The organism is Bacillus sp. iso_77 (assembly GCF_056173625.1).
Genome location: NZ_CM149683.1, coordinates 1,128,319 through 1,144,633, shown reverse-complemented (window position 1 = coordinate 1,144,633; position 16,315 = coordinate 1,128,319). Strand labels below are relative to the sequence as shown.

Sequence of the window (16,315 nt, the reverse complement as noted above, 5' to 3'; positions counted from 1 at the left end):
ATGTGTTATGATATGGTCAATTGAACACGGACCCTGTCTCCCTCACTATTCCCAAAGGACCAAAGCGGTTTGTTTGTGGAATTGAGTAGAGGTTGTTAAAATAAGTATACAAGAATAGAAACAACAAAATAGAACAAACTGAATATCACTTTTGAAATACATGAAATTCGCAATAGGGTGAGCCATCCTATTAGCTACGAGTTAAAGGAGTAGTCAACATGGTACAATCGTTTAACGCACCTTACGAAGCGGTTGGAGAGGAACTTCTATCGCAACTTGTTGATACTTTTTATGAAAATGTAAAGTGTCATCCTTTGCTTCATCCTATTTTCCCGGATGACTTAAAAGAAACAGCAAGAAAACAAAAACAGTTCTTAACTCAATATTTAGGCGGACCGCCGCTTTATACTGAGGAGCATGGTCACCCAATGCTACGGGCGAGACATCTCCCTTTTCCGATTACTGAGGAGCGGGCGGACGCATGGCTTGAATGCATGGAGGATGCAATGGATCAAGTAGGACTAACCGGCGATATTCGTGACTTTTTATTTGAGCGGCTGTCTTTGACGGCTCGTCACATGGTCAACCAAATACCTGAAAAGGACGGACGATCTTGAGCTGCAATCCGCATGAGCAATATTTCTCACATTGTCACGGACATCCTCAAAAGCCGATTGAAATCTATGTATTCATTGATCCTCTCAGCCCGGACTGCTGGTTATTAGAGCCATCAATTAAAAAGTTGAAAATGAAATATGGCCGTTTCTTCACTTTACGAACGGTTACAAGTTCTAGTATTAATGCTTTGAACCGGAAACGAAAAAAACATTTACTAACCGAAGCGTGGGGGAAATTTGCCACGAAAACTCAGACCAAAAAAGAACAAATGCTGTCTGAACAAATTGTGACATCACCTTATCTCGCCTCTCTTGCATTAAAAGCAGCTGAACTTCAGGGCAGAAAATGCGGAATGAAATTTTTACGACTCATTCAAGAATCGCTTTTTTGCCATCAGCAGGACGTCACCAGTGAACAAGTCTTGCTAGAAAATGCAAAAACGGCTGGACTGGACATTGAAGAGTTCCAGCGAGATATCCATTCTCAAAGTGCTGTCAAAGCGCTCCAATGTGATATGAAAATCGCAGCTGAAATGGATGTGTCTGAGCTTCCCACTTTCACCTTTTTTAATACGATAAATGGTGAAGAAGGATTAAAGATTTCAGGTGCATATTCTTATGATATTTACGAGGAAATTCTCTTTGAAATGATTGGCGAAAAACCAACACCTTCAGAACGACCGCCAATTGAATGGTTTATCGCTTACTTTCAATTTGCATCAGCAAAAGAAATTGCCGTTGTATATGACCTGACCCTTGAAGAAGTTGAACGCGAGATGAAAAAGCTCGCATTCGCTAAAAAGGTAGAACGTGTACAAGTACATCAGGAAATGTTTTGGCGTTATACAGAAGGAGACAATCATTCAGATCTTGATGTCTACCGCTGTGAGAATGAACATGGGTGCTGACCCATGTTTTTTTCTTCACCCCCAAAAGAACACTTGTTCTATTTATAAGTACGAAGAAACCGCGCCGGGATAAGCGCGGTTTCACTATGTCTTAACGACAACAAAGGGGATGGGAGAAATTTTTCACGGTCAAACAAAGGGGTAATGTTTGTATGTGATTAATTTCACATCTGTAGTATATCAAATTTTGTCGACTTATGACAACCGATATACTATATGTTCATATTTTTGTCACAAAACATAAGAGGACTGTCACTTTCATATAGTGAAAGTAACAAAAAAATGGGGGATCTGCATGCGCAGCACAACCATTGGACTTGTTGCCATTGGCTTATGTTTCTGTTTAAATATATTAGGCTTAATGAAGATGCTGCCTCTTCACCTGACATCTCCACTCCTATTCGCTTCCATTCTCTTTACACTCTATCGAATGAATCACCGAAAAACCTTCAAAGGATTTAAAGCGTAATACAAACCTCGTTCATATAGACGAGGTCTAGCGTGTAGGCAAACCCTCGCATTCGGTGTCAGTCCTGCAAAGGTTTTCTATCACGCTAAAAAGAAGTCAAAGGGCTAAAATCAAGTTCATTTTAGCCCTTTGTCAACAATCTGGTCTTTTTATTTCAAGAAAAAACTCCTGCCAAAAGGTGAGTTTGCACTCACACATCTGACAGAAGTCTTCTCGTTACTCACCAGTCTTTGAGATGAGCTCTTCCATTTCCTTTAATTTTTCTTCAAACAATTGACATGCTGCCTCAATTGGTTCTTTAGATGCCATATCTACACCAGCTTTTTTCAGCACGTTGATTGGATAGTCAGAGCTTCCTGCTTTAAGGAAGTCTGTATAGCGTTCCACCGCAGGTTTCCCTTCTTCTAAAATTTGTTTACTTAATGCCTGTGCCGCACTATAGCCTGTCGCATATTGATACACATAATAGTTGTAATAGAAATGCGGAATTCGCGTCCATTCTAATCCGATTTCCTTATCCACAACCATACCGTCGCCAAAATACTTCTTATTAAGGTCGTAATACAGGTTCGTCATAAACTCTGGCGTTAATGCCTCCCCTTCTTGCGCTTTCACATGAATCAGATGCTCGAACTCTGCAAACATCGTTTGTCTGAATACCGTCCCTCTAAATCCTTCTAACAAGTGATTGAGCACATACAAGCGCTGCTTTTTGTCCTCTAAATGATTGAGTAAGTATTCACCTAGTAATGCTTCATTTGTTGTAGAAGCTACTTCCGCTACAAAAATGCTGTAGTTTCCGTACGGATATGGCTGATGCTTTCTTGTATAGTAGCTATGAACAGAGTGACCAAATTCATGAGCCAGTGTAAATAAATTATCAATATTATTTTGCCAGTTCATTAAGATATAAGGATTCGTACCATAGCTTCCAGAAGAATACGCACCGCTTCGTTTCCCTTTATTCTCATAAACGTCTACCCAGCGATTTTCGAGTCCCTCTTTTAATACCGAAACATATTCTTCTCCTAATGGCGCTAACCCTTTCAGCATATAATCCTTTGCTTCATCATAGGTCAGCTTCATGCCAGCATCTTTTACTAATGGTGTATACAAGTCATAATTGTGCACTTCATCAAGCTTTAATACCTTTTTACGCAATTCAATGTAGCGGTGTAATAACGGTAAATATTGATGAACTGTATCAATTAGATTGTCATACACTTCTTCAGGAATACTGTTGCGTGATAACGCTGCTTCTCTTGCAGATTTGTAATGACGTACTTTCGCATAAAAATTATCCTTTTTAATCGAGCCGCTGAGTGTAGACGCCAAAGTATTCTTATATTGATCATACGTTTTATAAACGGCTTTAAAAGCATTCTTTCTCACTTCACGATCATCACTGTTTAAAAAGGTAATGAAGTTGCCATGAGTAATTTTCTTTTCTTCTCCATTTTCATCCTTAACAGAAGGGAATGAAATATCTGCATTATTAAACATACTAAACGTAGTGGATGATGTTGATAAAGGTTCAGAGGCTTCAGCTAATAAAGCTTCTTGCTCCTCACTTAAAATATGCGGACGCTCTTTGTTAATTTCTTCGAGAGCGTGAGAATAAAGTTTTAATTCTTCTTTTTCCAAAATAAATTGCTGCAGCTTATCTTCTTGAATAGATAAAATTTCCGGAACAATATAGGCAGATGTACTAGACAGCTGTGTAAATAAATTGGATGCTTTATCATTTAAAGCCTGAAATGATGAATTTGTTGTATCTTCATCGTATTTCATATGCGCATATGTATAAAGCTTGCCAAGTTTTTCAGAAAGTTGATCCTGAAATGTTAGGGCTTCATACAAGACATCAGCAGAATGGGCCAGCTTGCCTTTAAATTGGGCGAGCTTCGGAATTTCTTTTTTTACAGCTTCGAATTCCTTATTCCAAGAATCGACACTTTCAAAAATATCTTCAAGGCGCCATTTGTTTTCTTCTTTTACTTCGCTTCTGTCTGGTAAATGATTGTTGTTATTTTGTGAAGTCATATGAATCCCCCTTGCATGAGTTGTGTTGAACCAACCTTTCGGAAAGTGAAAGAAATTGGTGTTGTATTTATCTTCTTTGTTTTGAACTATATTTGTCAAATCATATGCAGAAATAAATACCAAACAAACTAAAAAAATGAGAAAAAAGCGTTTCTTTCTATTCAATAGCAGCACCACCTTTTTCTTATCATGATCAAAGTGGGCATGAAACATGCTAATGAAATAAGAAAGCATCTCGTTTTATCGCTTCATCTGCTGTTCGTATAGGCTTTTGATTCGACGTTACTTGATAATTACCCTCTTTCGTCATGTATAAAAACCCTAGATTCACAAGCGCCCGTACATATGAAATGATCACCCCTTTGATTTCTTCTATTGTGACATTGGTATATCGGAGCTTCACTTCTTTATTCTGGACACATCGCTCAATTTCTTTTAAAAGAAGATGAATGGTCACTTGTTCTTTTCCCTTTCTAACCATCCAATCATAAAGACATCCTTGCCACACATAAACAGGGCTTGAAAAGATATATGCTTCTGTCAGGGGGATAAATAATTCTGTCGGTAGAAATGGCCATGCTGTTTGATGATGCTCATAAAAAATGGTTCTTAAACGCTTGCTTTCATTTGCTAAAATGCGGGGTGGCCGCTCCCTAAATTGCCGAATACACTTGAGCCACTCTTTATACAATTGATGATTGCTCGAGGAAACAGATAAGAGTGCTGGTAGTTGGCGATAAGCTGAAGGCGGTCTAACGGTCATTGAGGCACATATTTTCGTTGGCTGAAACACGAGAAGTTGATCCAGGTGGATGAATCTATTTTGGATCGGACAATAAAAAATGAGTCTCCTATTCTTTGACTGCCTTAAAATTCCCCAATGAATGGAGGAGAATGAAAAGAGCTGGCCAGCCATTCGTTTTAAACGATTCGCCCCTATGATCCATATAGGATAGAGCCCCGCAGCTTGGAGACCTTCCGTTCGTTTATGTAGCTCTTTCCACGAAATATTTGCACATTGAAATTCGATGGCATAGCTTTTATTTTCTATAGCAACGGTCACATCAGGGCGCTGCTGAATGTTTGAAACATATTTCTCTAGTAACGGCTCATATCCAAGCTGCGTGAGCCAATCCTTAAGAGCCATTTTCCCTGCCTGATGATAAGCTGTTTCACCGGTGGACGCTAATGGACATGCCGAGAGCTGTTTATGTGCAAAATGATGGACACGATGCTCACCTAGCTTTAATAGAACCTCCTGCCTACATTCAGGACAGTAAAATTTGCACGTAGCTCTTACATGCTCTAGCCGCCTTTTAGTCAGATGTTGTGTGATGCGAACCAGCTTGCCATTCTCCATGATCGCTGCATTCATATATTTCGCCCCTTGCTCTTTGATGACCGTATTATAGCTTTTTCTCTCACAAGAAAGCGAATATCGAAAATGAACTTTTACCGTGTCAAAACACGATTTCAACCTGCTTACCCTTAGTAAAATCAAAAATCCCCCTTTTAGAAAAGGGGGAAAATACAATTTTTATAAAAGTGGTGATAATAATCTTGCCGTTGATTCAAACAGCCTCACCCTCAAAGGTCTCTTCGCAAATTCTTCTGGAACAATTTCATGCGACTGCTCTAAATCACCTAAGAAATCGTTGACCAGCTTCTCTGTGCTTTTTGTTTTATAGAGGAAAGCATTCACTTCAAAGTTCAGATGAAAACTTCTCATATCCATATTTGCTGTACCAATTGATGCTAGCTCACTATCCACAATGATAAACTTGCTATGCATAAAGCCTTGATCATATTCGTATACCTTCGCACCTGCTTCTAAAAGTTCGGGGAAGTATGAACGGGACGCATGAAATACGATGCGTTTATCTGGATTTTTCGGCGCAATGATTCGCACATCGACTCCGCTCAATGCAGCAATTTTCAGTGCGGACAAAATATCATCATCAGGTACAAAATATGGTGAAGCAATCCAAATTGATTTTTTGGCGGAGATAATCATGGAGAAAAAAAGATTTTTAATGACTTCCCACTGTTTATCAGGACCACCCGCAATCATTTGTACGCCTTCTGCTCGACTCTCCATATGGCTGAAATCTTTAAAATAATCCACACCCGAGCATCTTTCATTGGTCATGTAATACCAATCCTGCATAAAAATCTGCTGCAAATCACGAACGGCCTCACCTTTAATCATCAGGTGGGTATCACGCCAAAATCCATATTGTCTGCTTCTGCCCATATATTCGTCCCCAATGTTAAGTCCGCCGACAAATCCTACTTCTCCATCAATCACCACGATTTTCCGGTGATTTCGGAAATTGATTTTATTATTTAATAAGGGCAGTCTCACTGGTAAAAACGGAACGATCTGCACGCCAGCCTTTTCTAAGTCAGCAATATATTGACGGGAGAGTTTTAGGCTGCCTACATCATCATATAAAAAGCGGACAATCACACCACTTTTTGCTTTCTCGATTAAAATGTCCTTTAATTCTTGTCCCAGATCATCATGACGGAGAATATAATATTCTAGATGAATGTGATGTGTTGCTTTTTTGATCTCTTCAAAAATATGAGAGAACGTTTCTTCTCCATTGGTCAGAACTTTAGAGGATGTGCGATACGTAATAGGGGTATGTCCAAGTCTGTGGGCCAGCTTAAATAAGAGCTGCTGATGGTCACCCATATGAGTCATTTTTTCAATTGCTTCTCTGTGGATACGTTCATCTTCCTGGACAAGCTGTTCATCCAGTACCGCTTTCTTTTCAAAAAGTCTGCGCTTTTTAATATTGCGTCCAAAGAAAATATAAAACAAAAACCCGAAAAGCGGAAAGCTCCCAAGCAGCACAAGCCACGTAATCGTTTGAGAGGGATTTCTGTTTTCTAAGAAAATGACAAACCCGATGAAGATAATCGATAAAGTGAATAGAACACTGACGGAACTTAATACACTTACCGCTAGATCACCGGCAAAAATTTGGATAATCAAATAAGCACCTATCGTAATGATAAGAAAAAATAGAACTTTGACTACATTTCTCATTTCATTTTCTCCTTGCCGATCACTTTATTTACTTTTTCATTCAGATAAAAAAGTCGATTCCTCTATAGAAATCGACTTTTGGTTGTTACGAGAAGTGCTGTTGAATCGTTTCAAGCGCATTCTCTTTGACAATCAGCTGACCGTATTCTTGCAGTCTGTAGATGCTGACCACTGATTCATGAGCATATTCAAGCAGAATACTAAGCTTATTCTCCACCTGCTCATCTGACAAATCCTCGTGGAAGTCAACATATAGATAATAACGGTTTTCAAACGAATATAAACTTGTCGTAAAATCCTGCATATTTAATTGAGAAAGTGCAATCAAATCTTCAAAGTCATCCATTTTCAATACGAACTGAAGTTGAAGTTTTTTGTCCTTCTCATTATGATCTTCTTGATCTTGCTCTTCTTTATGAAAATCATCAAGCAGAGCATCTAAACTTTCTTCATCTGTTTGATCTTTTTTATCTTCTGGAATCGGCAATTCGAGCTTTTGTCCATCTTTAGAAAGTTGGGCTTTTGTCACGACAATTTCAAGACCTTTATCAAGTGCCTGTACTTGAATCCAAAGTGGTCCCTCTACTGCAAATTCTTCTTCTTCGTGCACTTCGTCCATCACTTCCCAGAACAGCTCTTCACTGCGCTCACGATTATACCAAATCTCTTCACGGTCAAAACCGCGATCTTCAATATCACCGTAGGAAATATAAAATTTGACTGTATGTTCATTTATTCTTTCGATTTCCATTTTGCCAACCTTCCCTTCTATATAAGATGTTGAAGGGACATACAAGCTCCCAATTAATAGTACTTTACTACACTTTACCCGTTCCGTCTACATGTTAACCATTTAAAGAAATGAGGTATTGCTGTGTACTGTCTATTTTATGATAAAACATGAATAAAAGAAATAAAAACGCATTTTTTGCAGAGAAAACTTGCAGAAACATATATTTGAATTGTCCTCATATATTGGTTGTACGAGCTATTTTAGTGAAATGAGGTGAACTGGATGGAAACAGAGTGGATCGTATCCTTACTGATGATTATTGGCATAGACCTCATATTAGGCGGAGATAATGCATTAATCATTGCGATGGCCAGTCGAAGCTTATCAAATGAAAAACGAAACAAAGCCATATGGATCGGCACACTTTTGGCAGTGCTGATGAGAATCACCATGACTGGTGCTGCCGTTTATTTATTGACCATCCCCTATTTGCAATTTATCGGCGGTCTCTTTCTCCTTTATATAGGATACAATTTGTTAATTGAACAAAAGAAAGAATCCATTCGGATTAAAAGCAGCGGCTCCCTTTGGCGTGCTGTTCAGACCATCGTGATTGCAGATCTTTTTATGTCACTTGATAATGTGATCGCTGTTGCAGGGGCAGCTAAGGGGAACATGGTGCTCACTGCCTTTGGCTTAATGATTTCAGTTCCGATTATTATTTGGGGGAGTAAGCTGATTCATGCAGCACTAACCAAGTTTCCGATTCTCTTATACGGAGGGAGTGCCCTTTTAGCTTTTACTGGCGGAGAAATGATTGTCCGTGATGTAAAACTGAATGAATTTATGGCGCAGCATACAACACTTGAATTGTTGCTTCCTTTTTTAACCGTCGCAACCGTTATTTTAGCCAGTCTCTTTTACGAACAAACGGCTGAAAATAAATAAAAAAAGCTGCCAAATGATCGGCAGCTTTTCGTGTTGTCTATTAGTTAGCAAGTCGCTGAGCTTCTCGAAGTTGGAATGTACGAACCGTTCTAGGAAGGAAACGTCTAATTTCATCTTCGTTGTACCCAACTTGCAGTCTTTTTTCATCCAAAATAATTGGACGTCTTAGAAGACCAGGGTGCTCATTGATTAGTTTATACAATTGTTGAAGCGGCATTGTCTCAACATTTACATTTAGTTTTTGGAATACTTTAGAACGTGTTGAGATAATTTCATCTGTACCATCTTCCGTCATACGAAGAATCTCTTTGATTTCATCGATTGAAAGAGGCTCAGAAAAGATATTTCTCTCTTGGTATGGAATATTGTGCTCTTCTAACCACGCTCTTGCTTTTCTACATGATGTACAGCTTGGTGATGTGTATAATGTTACCATAAATCTTCACTCCTCAATTTGTAGAATGAATATTGATCTGTATTCTTAAATTAAAATTGTTCTAAATAAGTAATCTTTATAGTGATTATACTATAAAAAAGTAAGTGTGAACAGATTTTCTTGCAATTTTTGTGACAAAAACTAGACAATTTCATTCTTTTTGTGCTGATGTTTGAAGTCTGAACATTCTCATTTAGTCGAGATGATCGAAAATATTTTTTTGTTTTCTATTTTCAATGAGTTTCAGCACATCATCAACATCCTCATACGATTGTCCATACCATTCTTCGTCTTTATACGTATGGATTCTTTCGTACGTCTTTCTCATGGCCTCCATCATTTCTTCCTCATTATCTGTACGAGGCGACCAATAAAGAATTTCCATGCGGTTCACTTCATTCGTTGCAAGTGACCTGCGTTTATAACCAATTGATTCAGCATGCTTGAAGTGCTCTCTCTGATAAAACTTTAGGCGTTTTGCAGTATCTGCATCATCTTCATCTACAGGCTCGACCTCAAGCAAGATCGGTTTTCTTTTTTCCTTCAGCTTATGAATGAGCTTTGAGCCGAGGCCTTCACCTCTTGCATCCTTGGAAACAAATAAATAATCAATAAAGATGAAAGAATCAAATTCAGCGTACATCATCACATGATGAGGCCCTTCTTCTTTATGATAAATATCACTTCTTTCCTTTAATAAAGCTTCCATATGCTCTTTTGACTTCATTTCTTCTATCGGGAAGTATTCACTGAGCTTTTCATACCAATTCATGGATCCGCTCCTTATGATGTAGTTAAGAACCACTTCCTTATCTATTCCCGATTTCCTGCTATTTAAACGCCTGTACTAGTAAGACGCAGCAATGCCATTGGTGGTTTCACTTTTTTTCAAGAGAAAGCAAAAAAGTTTTATATCGAACGATTCATGAGCATTTGAAAGCAAGTAAACAAAAGAAGTGTCATGGCAATATGAAACATGATGAAATAAAGGTACTTCATACGCCGGACTTCTTCCTTCTGTTTATTCGTGCGCCGATACACAGCAAATTCAACCGAAAACGAAATGATGCAAATGAGCACTAAAAATGCGATCATCCACTTTCCTCCATTTGGTTCCGTTAAAAAAGATATTGAAAAAAGCATCGTGACGATAAAAAAGTGAAGACATGAATAGCGAAACGTCTTCCATAACAACATTTCATTTCCTCCTGGTTTACTCACTTTACATAAAAATTACCATCAACTTGTTTTTTTGTAAAATAAAAAAAGAAGCACTGATATCGCAGTGCTTCTTCTCTGTTCTTATTGTTTTGCTTTGATCTCTTTGAATTCTTCCTCAGTACAGCTGACAAAGTGACCTGGCTTAACTTCACGAAATTCCGTATTTGTTCCTTTATGAACAGATGGATCGTATTTAATCCGTTTGCGGTTACGCTCATAATCAGGATCTGGAAGCGGAATCGCAGATAGTAATGATTTTGTATATGGATGAAGCGGGTTTTCATATAATTCATTCGCTGGTGCCAACTCAACCAATTTCCCAAAATACATCACGCCGATACGATCGCTGATATATTTCACCATGGAAAGGTCATGGGCAATGAATAAATACGTTAAGCCCTTTTCTTCTTGCAGTTCTTTCATTAAGTTAACGACCTGCGCTTGGATCGACACATCTAGTGCAGAGATTGGCTCATCGGCAATGATGAAATCCGGCTCAACAGCTAACGCACGAGCAATCCCAATACGCTGCCTTTGACCGCCTGAGAATTCATGCGGGTATCTATTCGCATGCTCTTTATTCAAGCCAACCGTTTCAAGCAATTGATACACACGGTCTTTACGTGCTTGTGCTGATTTTGCAAGACCATGAATATCGATACCCTCTGCAATAATATCCACAACTTTCATTCTTGGATTGAGGGAGGCATATGGGTCCTGAAAGATCATTTGCATTTTTCGGTTAAATTGTTTAAGATCTGTTGTTGATTTTTTATCATGCACATTCTGCCCGTTAAAAATAACTTCGCCACCTGTTGCATTATATAGACGAATGATGGTTCTCCCAGTAGTGGATTTCCCGCAACCAGATTCACCTACAAGACCCAATGTTTCACCTCTATAAATGTCAAAGCTGACATCATCAACAGCTTTTACTTCATTAGGTTTACCCACATTAAAATATTGCTTAAGATTTTTCACTTGTAAAATAACATCTTTTTCACTCAATGTGATCCCCCTTTTTGCGCATTAAATTGTCGCATTCTTTGCTTAATTGATTCAGGAGGTTCTACTTTTGGCGCATTAGGATGTAAAAGCCATGTAGCTGCAAAATGAGTTTCTGATACTTGATATAAAGGCGGCTGCTGTTCAAAATCAATTTTCATTGCAAATTGATTTCTAGCCGCAAACGGGTCTCCTTTTGGAGGATTCAGCAAATCAGGCGGCGTGCCTGGAATGGCAAACAATTTCTCCTCTTTTGCATCAAGACTTGGCATAGAGCTCAGTAATCCCCAAGTATATGGATGTTTTGGGTTATAGAAGATCTCATCTACGGTGCCAATTTCAACAATTTGACCACCATACATAACCGCTACACGATCTGCTACATTCGCAACGACCCCTAAATCATGTGTGATAAAGATGATAGATGTTTCAATCTTCTTTTGAAGATCTTTCATCAGTTCTAAGATTTGGGCTTGAATGGTTACATCTAAAGCAGTAGTTGGCTCATCTGCAATTAAAATTTTCGGATTACAAGCAAGAGCTATTGCAACGACAACCCTTTGTCGCATCCCACCAGAAAATTGATGAGGGTATTGCTTGAACCTCTGTTCCGGTTTCGGAATACCTACAAGACTCAAAAGCTCAAGTGCTCTTTTTTTAGCTTCTTCTTTACTTGCATTTTGATGTTTTAAGATGGGTTCTATAATTTGTTTGCCAATTGTCATTGTCGGATTCAAAGATGTCATTGGATCTTGAAAGACCATGGCAATATCTTTCCCTCTTATTTTCTGCATCTGTTTGTCAGAAAGTTTTGTTAGGTTTTTACCTTGAAACAAAATCTCTCCTTTTTTCACTTCGGAGTTAGATTTAGGAAGCAGACCCATGATTGATTTAGAAGTTACCGATTTACCAGAGCCTGATTCTCCAACAATGGCAAGCGTCTCACCTTTTTTCAATTCAAAATTCACACCTCGAATTGCCTTAACTTCGCCAGCAAATGTGTGGAATGAAATATTTAAGTCATTTACTTTTAAAATCGTTTCTTGTTTATTCATCAACATCACCGCCCCGTACTAATCTTTCATTTTTGGATCAAGTGCATCTCTCACACCGTCGGCAACAAGGTTAAAGACGATCATGATAACACTAATGATAATTGCTGGATAAACCATCTGATATGGGAAAGCGATCATTGATTTAAACCCATCTTCAATTAATGTCCCTAGTGAAGCTTGCGGCTCTTGCAGACCTAATCCAATAAAGCTTAAGAAAGCTTCAAAGAAGATCGCACTAGGAATAGTGAACATTGTATTAATAATCATCACACCTGTTAAGTTTGGCAACATGTGCTTAAAGATAATTTTAAAGTTACTTAATCCCAAAGTTCTAGCGGCTAGTACATATTCCTGTTCTTTCAGCTTCATGACTTGAGCACGCACGACCCTAGCCATACTGATCCACCCGGTAATACTTAGTGCAATAATAATTGGAATAATCCCTGGTTTTAAGACGAGAATCATTAATATGACAACGATTAAGTTTGGAATCCCCATTAGAACTTCCAAAATCCGCTGCATCGCATTATCAATTTTCCCACCGAAATAACCAGAAATAGCGCCGTAGGCAACACCAATAATTAAATCGATCACAGCTGCAACAACAGCAATAAGCAGTGAGATTTGAGTTCCTTTCCACACACGTGTAAATAGATCTCTCCCAAGATTATCGGTACCGAACCAGTAGTAATGTTCAATCCCTTTTTGTTCATATGGATTGACCACATCACCATTTTTTAGTGTTCTTTCACCAGTAAAAGGTAAGAAACTAACATGCTCTAACCCTTGGATTCGCGGCGGTAAGTTCGCTTCAGACGTTGTTTGAGTACTAAAGTCTTTGCCACTAATTAATGGTCCGACGAGCGCCATGAATACAATTAAAAATAAAATCACCATACTAACAACAGCGGCTTTATTCTTTTTAATTCTAAGCCATGCGTCTTGCCAATAATTTAGACTTGGTTTTTCAATTTTTTCAGCAGATAATGTATCAACACCAGCGGGTTCAAACAGACTTTTATCAATATTTTCTTCTTGCTGTTTCATTATTTGTTACCTCCCGCTACACGAATTCTAGGATCGATAATTCCATATAGAATATCGACAATAAATACAACCACTACAAAAAGAACGGCAAATAAGATAGTTGTACCCATGATGACTGGGTAGTCGTTTACTGTAATGGCTTTAACAAACTGCTCACCAATTCCAGGAATTGAGAAGATTTTTTCTATTACTAGTGATCCCGTCATTAAACTAACAGTCAATGGACCAAGTACTGTGACAACAGGTATTAAAGCATTTCTCATTGCATGTTTAAATGCGATCTCAAAATAGCCTGCTCCTTTTGCTTTTGCAAGTAAAATGTAATCTGTCTCAAGTACTTCAACCATTTCTGTTCTCATAAAACGAGCACAAATGGAGATAGGGAACATTGCTAACGCTATAGTAGGTAAAATTGTATATTCAAACCCATTCCAAAATTGAGTTGGTAATAACCCCAATTTCACCGCAATATAGTACTGAAGTAATCCAGCGAATACAAAACTCGGAATTGATTTACCGATAACTGCCAAGAAAGTAGCAGAGTAATCCACCCATGTGTTCTGTCTTAAAGCTCCAACTACTCCCAAAAAGATACCAACAATCGTTCCTAAAATAATCGCTTGAAGGCCTAGGACAGCAGATGGTCCTACTCGATATGAAAGAAGTTCTGTTACGGAGGTATTGTTGAATTGGAATGAAACACCTAAATCCCCAGTGAATGTATTAATCATGTAATGAAAATATTGAACAGGAATTGGCTGATCTAGTCCATATTTTGCATTAAGTACAGCTTGTTGAGCTTCTGATAACTTTTGCGCATTAACAAAAGGAGAACCCGGAATAAGTTTCATTAAGAAAAAAGTGATTGAAACAATGATGAAGAGGGTAACAACCATGTAGGCAACCCGTCTGATTAAGTATTTCAGCATACTTGCACCTCCTGATAAAACTGACTTTTCTGTATATTTCGACATATTTCTCTCAGTGAAAAAGAGAGTATATTCAGAGAATACACTCTCTTTTCTATAAGATTGTTAATTATCCTTCAATTTTCATCCATTTGTAGCTGAATTCAGGTCCAACTTTGTGAATGACAAATCCTTTTACTTTGTTATTAATCAGATAGTTAGTTGCTCTCTGATAAATTGGTAAAAGTGCTGCGTCATCTTGTAATAATACTTTTTCAGCTTCTTGTAAAGCTTTCCAGCGTTCTTCAGGTTTAGCAGCTAATTTGCCAGATGCATCTTTTAACAACTGATCATATTTTTTATCTGAGTAACCCATGTGGTTGTTTCCGCCACCTGTGATGAACAAGTCAGAGAACGTGATCGGATCAAGGTAATCTGGACCCCATCCAGCCATCTGAAGATCGTAATCCTCTTTCTTATCACGATCAATACGAGTAGCGAAAGGAACACTTTGAATATTGATATCTAAGCCAGGTAAAGTTTTCTCGAGCTGATCTTTAATGAAAGCACCGATTGTTTTAGCTGTCTCAGAATCATCACCTAAGTAATTAAGCGTTACTTTAGACGTTCCTAATTCTTTCAACCCTTTTTCAAAAAGCTTTTTCGCTTCATCTTTATTAGTTTCTAAGTATTTAGGCATTCCATCACGGAAGTCTTTTCCGCTTTCATCATGTACGAAATCTTTTGGAATTTGATAGTATGCAGCAACTGAACCATTCTGCAATACATCATTTACAAACGCTTCTTTATCAATTGCCGTTGCAATTGCACGACGAACGTTTTCATTCTTTAAAGATTTATTTCCTTGGTTCATTTTCAACCAGAACACAGTAGGTTCTAGTAATCTTTTCATCCGCTTATCACCTTCGTATTGAGAGATGATGGCAGGTGTTGATAATTTAGGTGTAATATCAGCTTCTCCCGCTTCAAATGCGTTAACAGCTGCTTGTGGATCTTTAGATACTTTAAAAGTAAGTTTTGTCATAGAGACGTTCTTTTTGTCCCAATATTCTTCATTCTTTTTGTATTCCCAAGTAGTTGCTTGTGGTCCATCCCAAGAAGAAAGTTCATATGGGCCGTTGTATACAAGGTTCTTTGCAGTCTTCGCATATTTGTCACCTTGTTCTTTAACGAATTTTTCATTCACTGGATAGAATGTTGGGAATGAAAGCAGAGATTGGAAGTAAGGAATTGGTTTTTCAAGTGTAATTTGCAGTTCTTTATCGCTTACAGCTTTAATTCCTAGTTCCTCAGGCTTTGCTTTTTTGTTGTAAACTTTATCAGCATTCTTAATTTTACCAACCATCATATATGGGCCATACTCAGACTTTTGTTCTGGATCTAAAGCACGTTGCCATGCATATACGAAGTCTTGAGCTTTAACTGGGTCACCATTAGACCATTTTGCATCTTTAATTTTGATGTTGTAAACTGTTTTATCTTTGTTAGCAACTGGTTCTCCATCAGCCATACCAGGCACTAATTCTTCTTTATCGTTGAAACGATACAAACCTTCAAACACGTTATTCATAGTCGTAAAGCTGATTGTATCACTCGCTTGGATTGTATCCATTGCAGGCATTTCCTGTGATTCTAAAATTGTAGCCTCTTGTTTTGAATCTTTGGATGCAGTGCCCTTGTCGCTACTTTGTTTACCTGAACATGCAGATACAAAAATAGTCAGCACCAATAAAAAAACTAAAAGCAGTGAAAATTTAGACTTTTTCATCTAGTTGTTGACCTCCCCTTCATAAATGAACTACAGGAACTATTATACTAGCAAATAAGTAATTGTGCATTCATTTTT

General features: G+C 38.1%; 16 protein-coding genes. 4 read left to right on the top strand and 12 right to left on the bottom strand.

Annotated elements, in window-relative coordinates:
* Positions 1–218: 218 nt before the first annotated feature.
* The 3 genes from AC0VYC_RS05715 to AC0VYC_RS05705 all read left to right on the top strand — a co-directional run bounded on the left by AC0VYC_RS05715 (position 219) and on the right by AC0VYC_RS05705 (position 1,994).
* Positions 219–617, top strand: a complete 399-nt coding sequence (locus AC0VYC_RS05715; RefSeq protein ID WP_007499001.1) for a globin domain-containing protein — start codon at positions 219–221, stop codon at positions 615–617.
* Entirely contained in the window at positions 614–1,525 is a 912-nt protein-coding gene (locus tag AC0VYC_RS05710) for a ClpXP adapter SpxH family protein (protein WP_335350208.1), read from the top strand. The genes AC0VYC_RS05715 and AC0VYC_RS05710 overlap by 4 nt, the downstream gene beginning before the upstream one ends.
* A gap of 295 nt (positions 1,526–1,820) precedes the next feature.
* Positions 1,821–1,994, top strand: coding sequence for a hypothetical protein (locus AC0VYC_RS05705; protein WP_475389656.1), 174 nt, complete (start codon positions 1,821–1,823; stop codon positions 1,992–1,994).
* A gap of 216 nt (positions 1,995–2,210) precedes the next feature.
* Here AC0VYC_RS05705 and pepF read toward each other — a convergent pair whose 3' ends face one another.
* The 4 genes from pepF to mecA all read right to left on the bottom strand — a co-directional run bounded on the left by pepF (position 2,211) and on the right by mecA (position 7,846).
* Positions 2,211–4,037 (bottom strand): oligoendopeptidase F, encoded by a 1,827-nt coding sequence (gene pepF / locus AC0VYC_RS05700; RefSeq protein ID WP_282706805.1) that lies wholly within the window; start codon positions 4,035–4,037, stop codon positions 2,211–2,213.
* A gap of 214 nt (positions 4,038–4,251) precedes the next feature.
* Complete coding sequence (locus AC0VYC_RS05695) at positions 4,252–5,412, bottom strand: competence protein CoiA (protein WP_138278393.1); 1,161 nt, start codon at positions 5,410–5,412, stop codon at positions 4,252–4,254.
* A gap of 162 nt (positions 5,413–5,574) precedes the next feature.
* On the bottom strand, positions 5,575–7,095 hold the full coding sequence (gene cls, locus AC0VYC_RS05690) for a cardiolipin synthase (RefSeq protein ID WP_008348473.1): 1,521 nt from the start codon (positions 7,093–7,095) through the stop codon (positions 5,575–5,577).
* An 85-nt stretch (positions 7,096–7,180) separates the two neighbouring features.
* The gene (mecA, locus tag AC0VYC_RS05685) at positions 7,181–7,846 is read right to left on the bottom strand and encodes an adaptor protein MecA (protein ID WP_008348474.1); all 666 of its coding nucleotides are present in this window, start codon (positions 7,844–7,846) and stop codon (positions 7,181–7,183) included.
* Between the two features lie 264 nt (positions 7,847–8,110).
* Here mecA and AC0VYC_RS05680 point away from each other — a divergent pair, with 264 nt between their 5' ends.
* Entirely contained in the window at positions 8,111–8,776 is a 666-nt protein-coding gene (locus AC0VYC_RS05680; RefSeq protein WP_007499010.1) for a TerC family protein, read from the top strand.
* 40 nt (positions 8,777–8,816) lie between these two features.
* On the opposite strand, the gene spxA is transcribed toward AC0VYC_RS05680, so the two are convergent.
* The 8 genes from spxA to AC0VYC_RS05640 form a co-directional block, all read right to left on the bottom strand.
* Positions 8,817–9,212, bottom strand: coding sequence for a transcriptional regulator SpxA (gene spxA, locus AC0VYC_RS05675; protein WP_003211421.1), 396 nt, complete (start codon positions 9,210–9,212; stop codon positions 8,817–8,819).
* Positions 9,213–9,405: 193 nt separating this feature from the next.
* Complete coding sequence (locus tag AC0VYC_RS05670) at positions 9,406–9,984, bottom strand: GNAT family N-acetyltransferase (RefSeq protein ID WP_144678922.1); 579 nt, start codon at positions 9,982–9,984, stop codon at positions 9,406–9,408.
* Positions 9,985–10,121: 137 nt separating this feature from the next.
* The gene (locus AC0VYC_RS05665; RefSeq protein ID WP_475389654.1) at positions 10,122–10,409 is read right to left on the bottom strand and encodes a hypothetical protein; all 288 of its coding nucleotides are present in this window, start codon (positions 10,407–10,409) and stop codon (positions 10,122–10,124) included.
* 105 nt (positions 10,410–10,514) lie between these two features.
* Positions 10,515–11,441 (bottom strand): ABC transporter ATP-binding protein, encoded by a 927-nt coding sequence (locus tag AC0VYC_RS05660; RefSeq protein WP_035392432.1) that lies wholly within the window; start codon positions 11,439–11,441, stop codon positions 10,515–10,517.
* Positions 11,438–12,493, bottom strand: coding sequence for an ABC transporter ATP-binding protein (locus AC0VYC_RS05655; RefSeq protein WP_475389651.1), 1,056 nt, complete (start codon positions 12,491–12,493; stop codon positions 11,438–11,440). Before AC0VYC_RS05655 ends, AC0VYC_RS05660 begins: the two co-directional genes overlap by 4 nt.
* 18 nt (positions 12,494–12,511) lie before the next feature.
* Positions 12,512–13,540 carry an oligopeptide ABC transporter permease gene (opp3C, locus tag AC0VYC_RS05650; RefSeq protein ID WP_035392435.1) on the bottom strand — a complete coding sequence of 343 codons (1,029 nt, stop codon included), beginning with the start codon at positions 13,538–13,540 and terminating at the stop codon, positions 12,512–12,514.
* A complete protein-coding gene (opp3b, locus tag AC0VYC_RS05645) occupies positions 13,540–14,469 on the bottom strand; it encodes an oligopeptide ABC transporter permease (RefSeq protein WP_035392438.1) in 930 nt (309 codons plus the stop codon). The genes opp3C and opp3b overlap by 1 nt, the downstream gene beginning before the upstream one ends.
* A 109-nt stretch (positions 14,470–14,578) precedes the next feature.
* A complete protein-coding gene (locus tag AC0VYC_RS05640) occupies positions 14,579–16,237 on the bottom strand; it encodes a peptide ABC transporter substrate-binding protein (RefSeq protein ID WP_475389650.1) in 1,659 nt (552 codons plus the stop codon).
* Positions 16,238–16,315 lie beyond the last annotated feature (78 nt).

Bases quoted from the DNA above. Each gene is read 5' to 3' on its own strand.
- mecA (WP_008348474.1), bottom strand. From the start codon at position 7,846: ATGGAAATCGAAAGAATAAATGAACATACAGTCAAATTTTATATTTCC.
- cls (WP_008348473.1), bottom strand. From the start codon at position 7,095: ATGAGAAATGTAGTCAAAGTTCTATTTTTTCTTATCATTACGATAGGT.
- opp3C (WP_035392435.1), bottom strand. From the start codon at position 13,540: ATGAAACAGCAAGAAGAAAATATTGATAAAAGTCTGTTTGAACCCGCT.
- AC0VYC_RS05670 (WP_144678922.1), bottom strand. From the start codon at position 9,984: ATGAATTGGTATGAAAAGCTCAGTGAATACTTCCCGATAGAAGAAATG.
- AC0VYC_RS05640 (WP_475389650.1), bottom strand. From the start codon at position 16,237: ATGAAAAAGTCTAAATTTTCACTGCTTTTAGTTTTTTTATTGGTGCTG.
- spxA (WP_003211421.1), bottom strand. From the start codon at position 9,212: ATGGTAACATTATACACATCACCAAGCTGTACATCATGTAGAAAAGCA.
- AC0VYC_RS05715 (WP_007499001.1), top strand. From the start codon at position 219: ATGGTACAATCGTTTAACGCACCTTACGAAGCGGTTGGAGAGGAACTT.
- opp3b (WP_035392438.1), bottom strand. From the start codon at position 14,469: ATGCTGAAATACTTAATCAGACGGGTTGCCTACATGGTTGTTACCCTC.
- AC0VYC_RS05705 (WP_475389656.1), top strand. From the start codon at position 1,821: ATGCGCAGCACAACCATTGGACTTGTTGCCATTGGCTTATGTTTCTGT.
- AC0VYC_RS05695 (WP_138278393.1), bottom strand. From the start codon at position 5,412: ATGAATGCAGCGATCATGGAGAATGGCAAGCTGGTTCGCATCACACAA.
- pepF (WP_282706805.1), bottom strand. From the start codon at position 4,037: ATGACTTCACAAAATAACAACAATCATTTACCAGACAGAAGCGAAGTA.
- AC0VYC_RS05655 (WP_475389651.1), bottom strand. From the start codon at position 12,493: ATGAATAAACAAGAAACGATTTTAAAAGTAAATGACTTAAATATTTCA.
- AC0VYC_RS05665 (WP_475389654.1), bottom strand. From the start codon at position 10,409: ATGTTGTTATGGAAGACGTTTCGCTATTCATGTCTTCACTTTTTTATC.
- AC0VYC_RS05680 (WP_007499010.1), top strand. From the start codon at position 8,111: ATGGAAACAGAGTGGATCGTATCCTTACTGATGATTATTGGCATAGAC.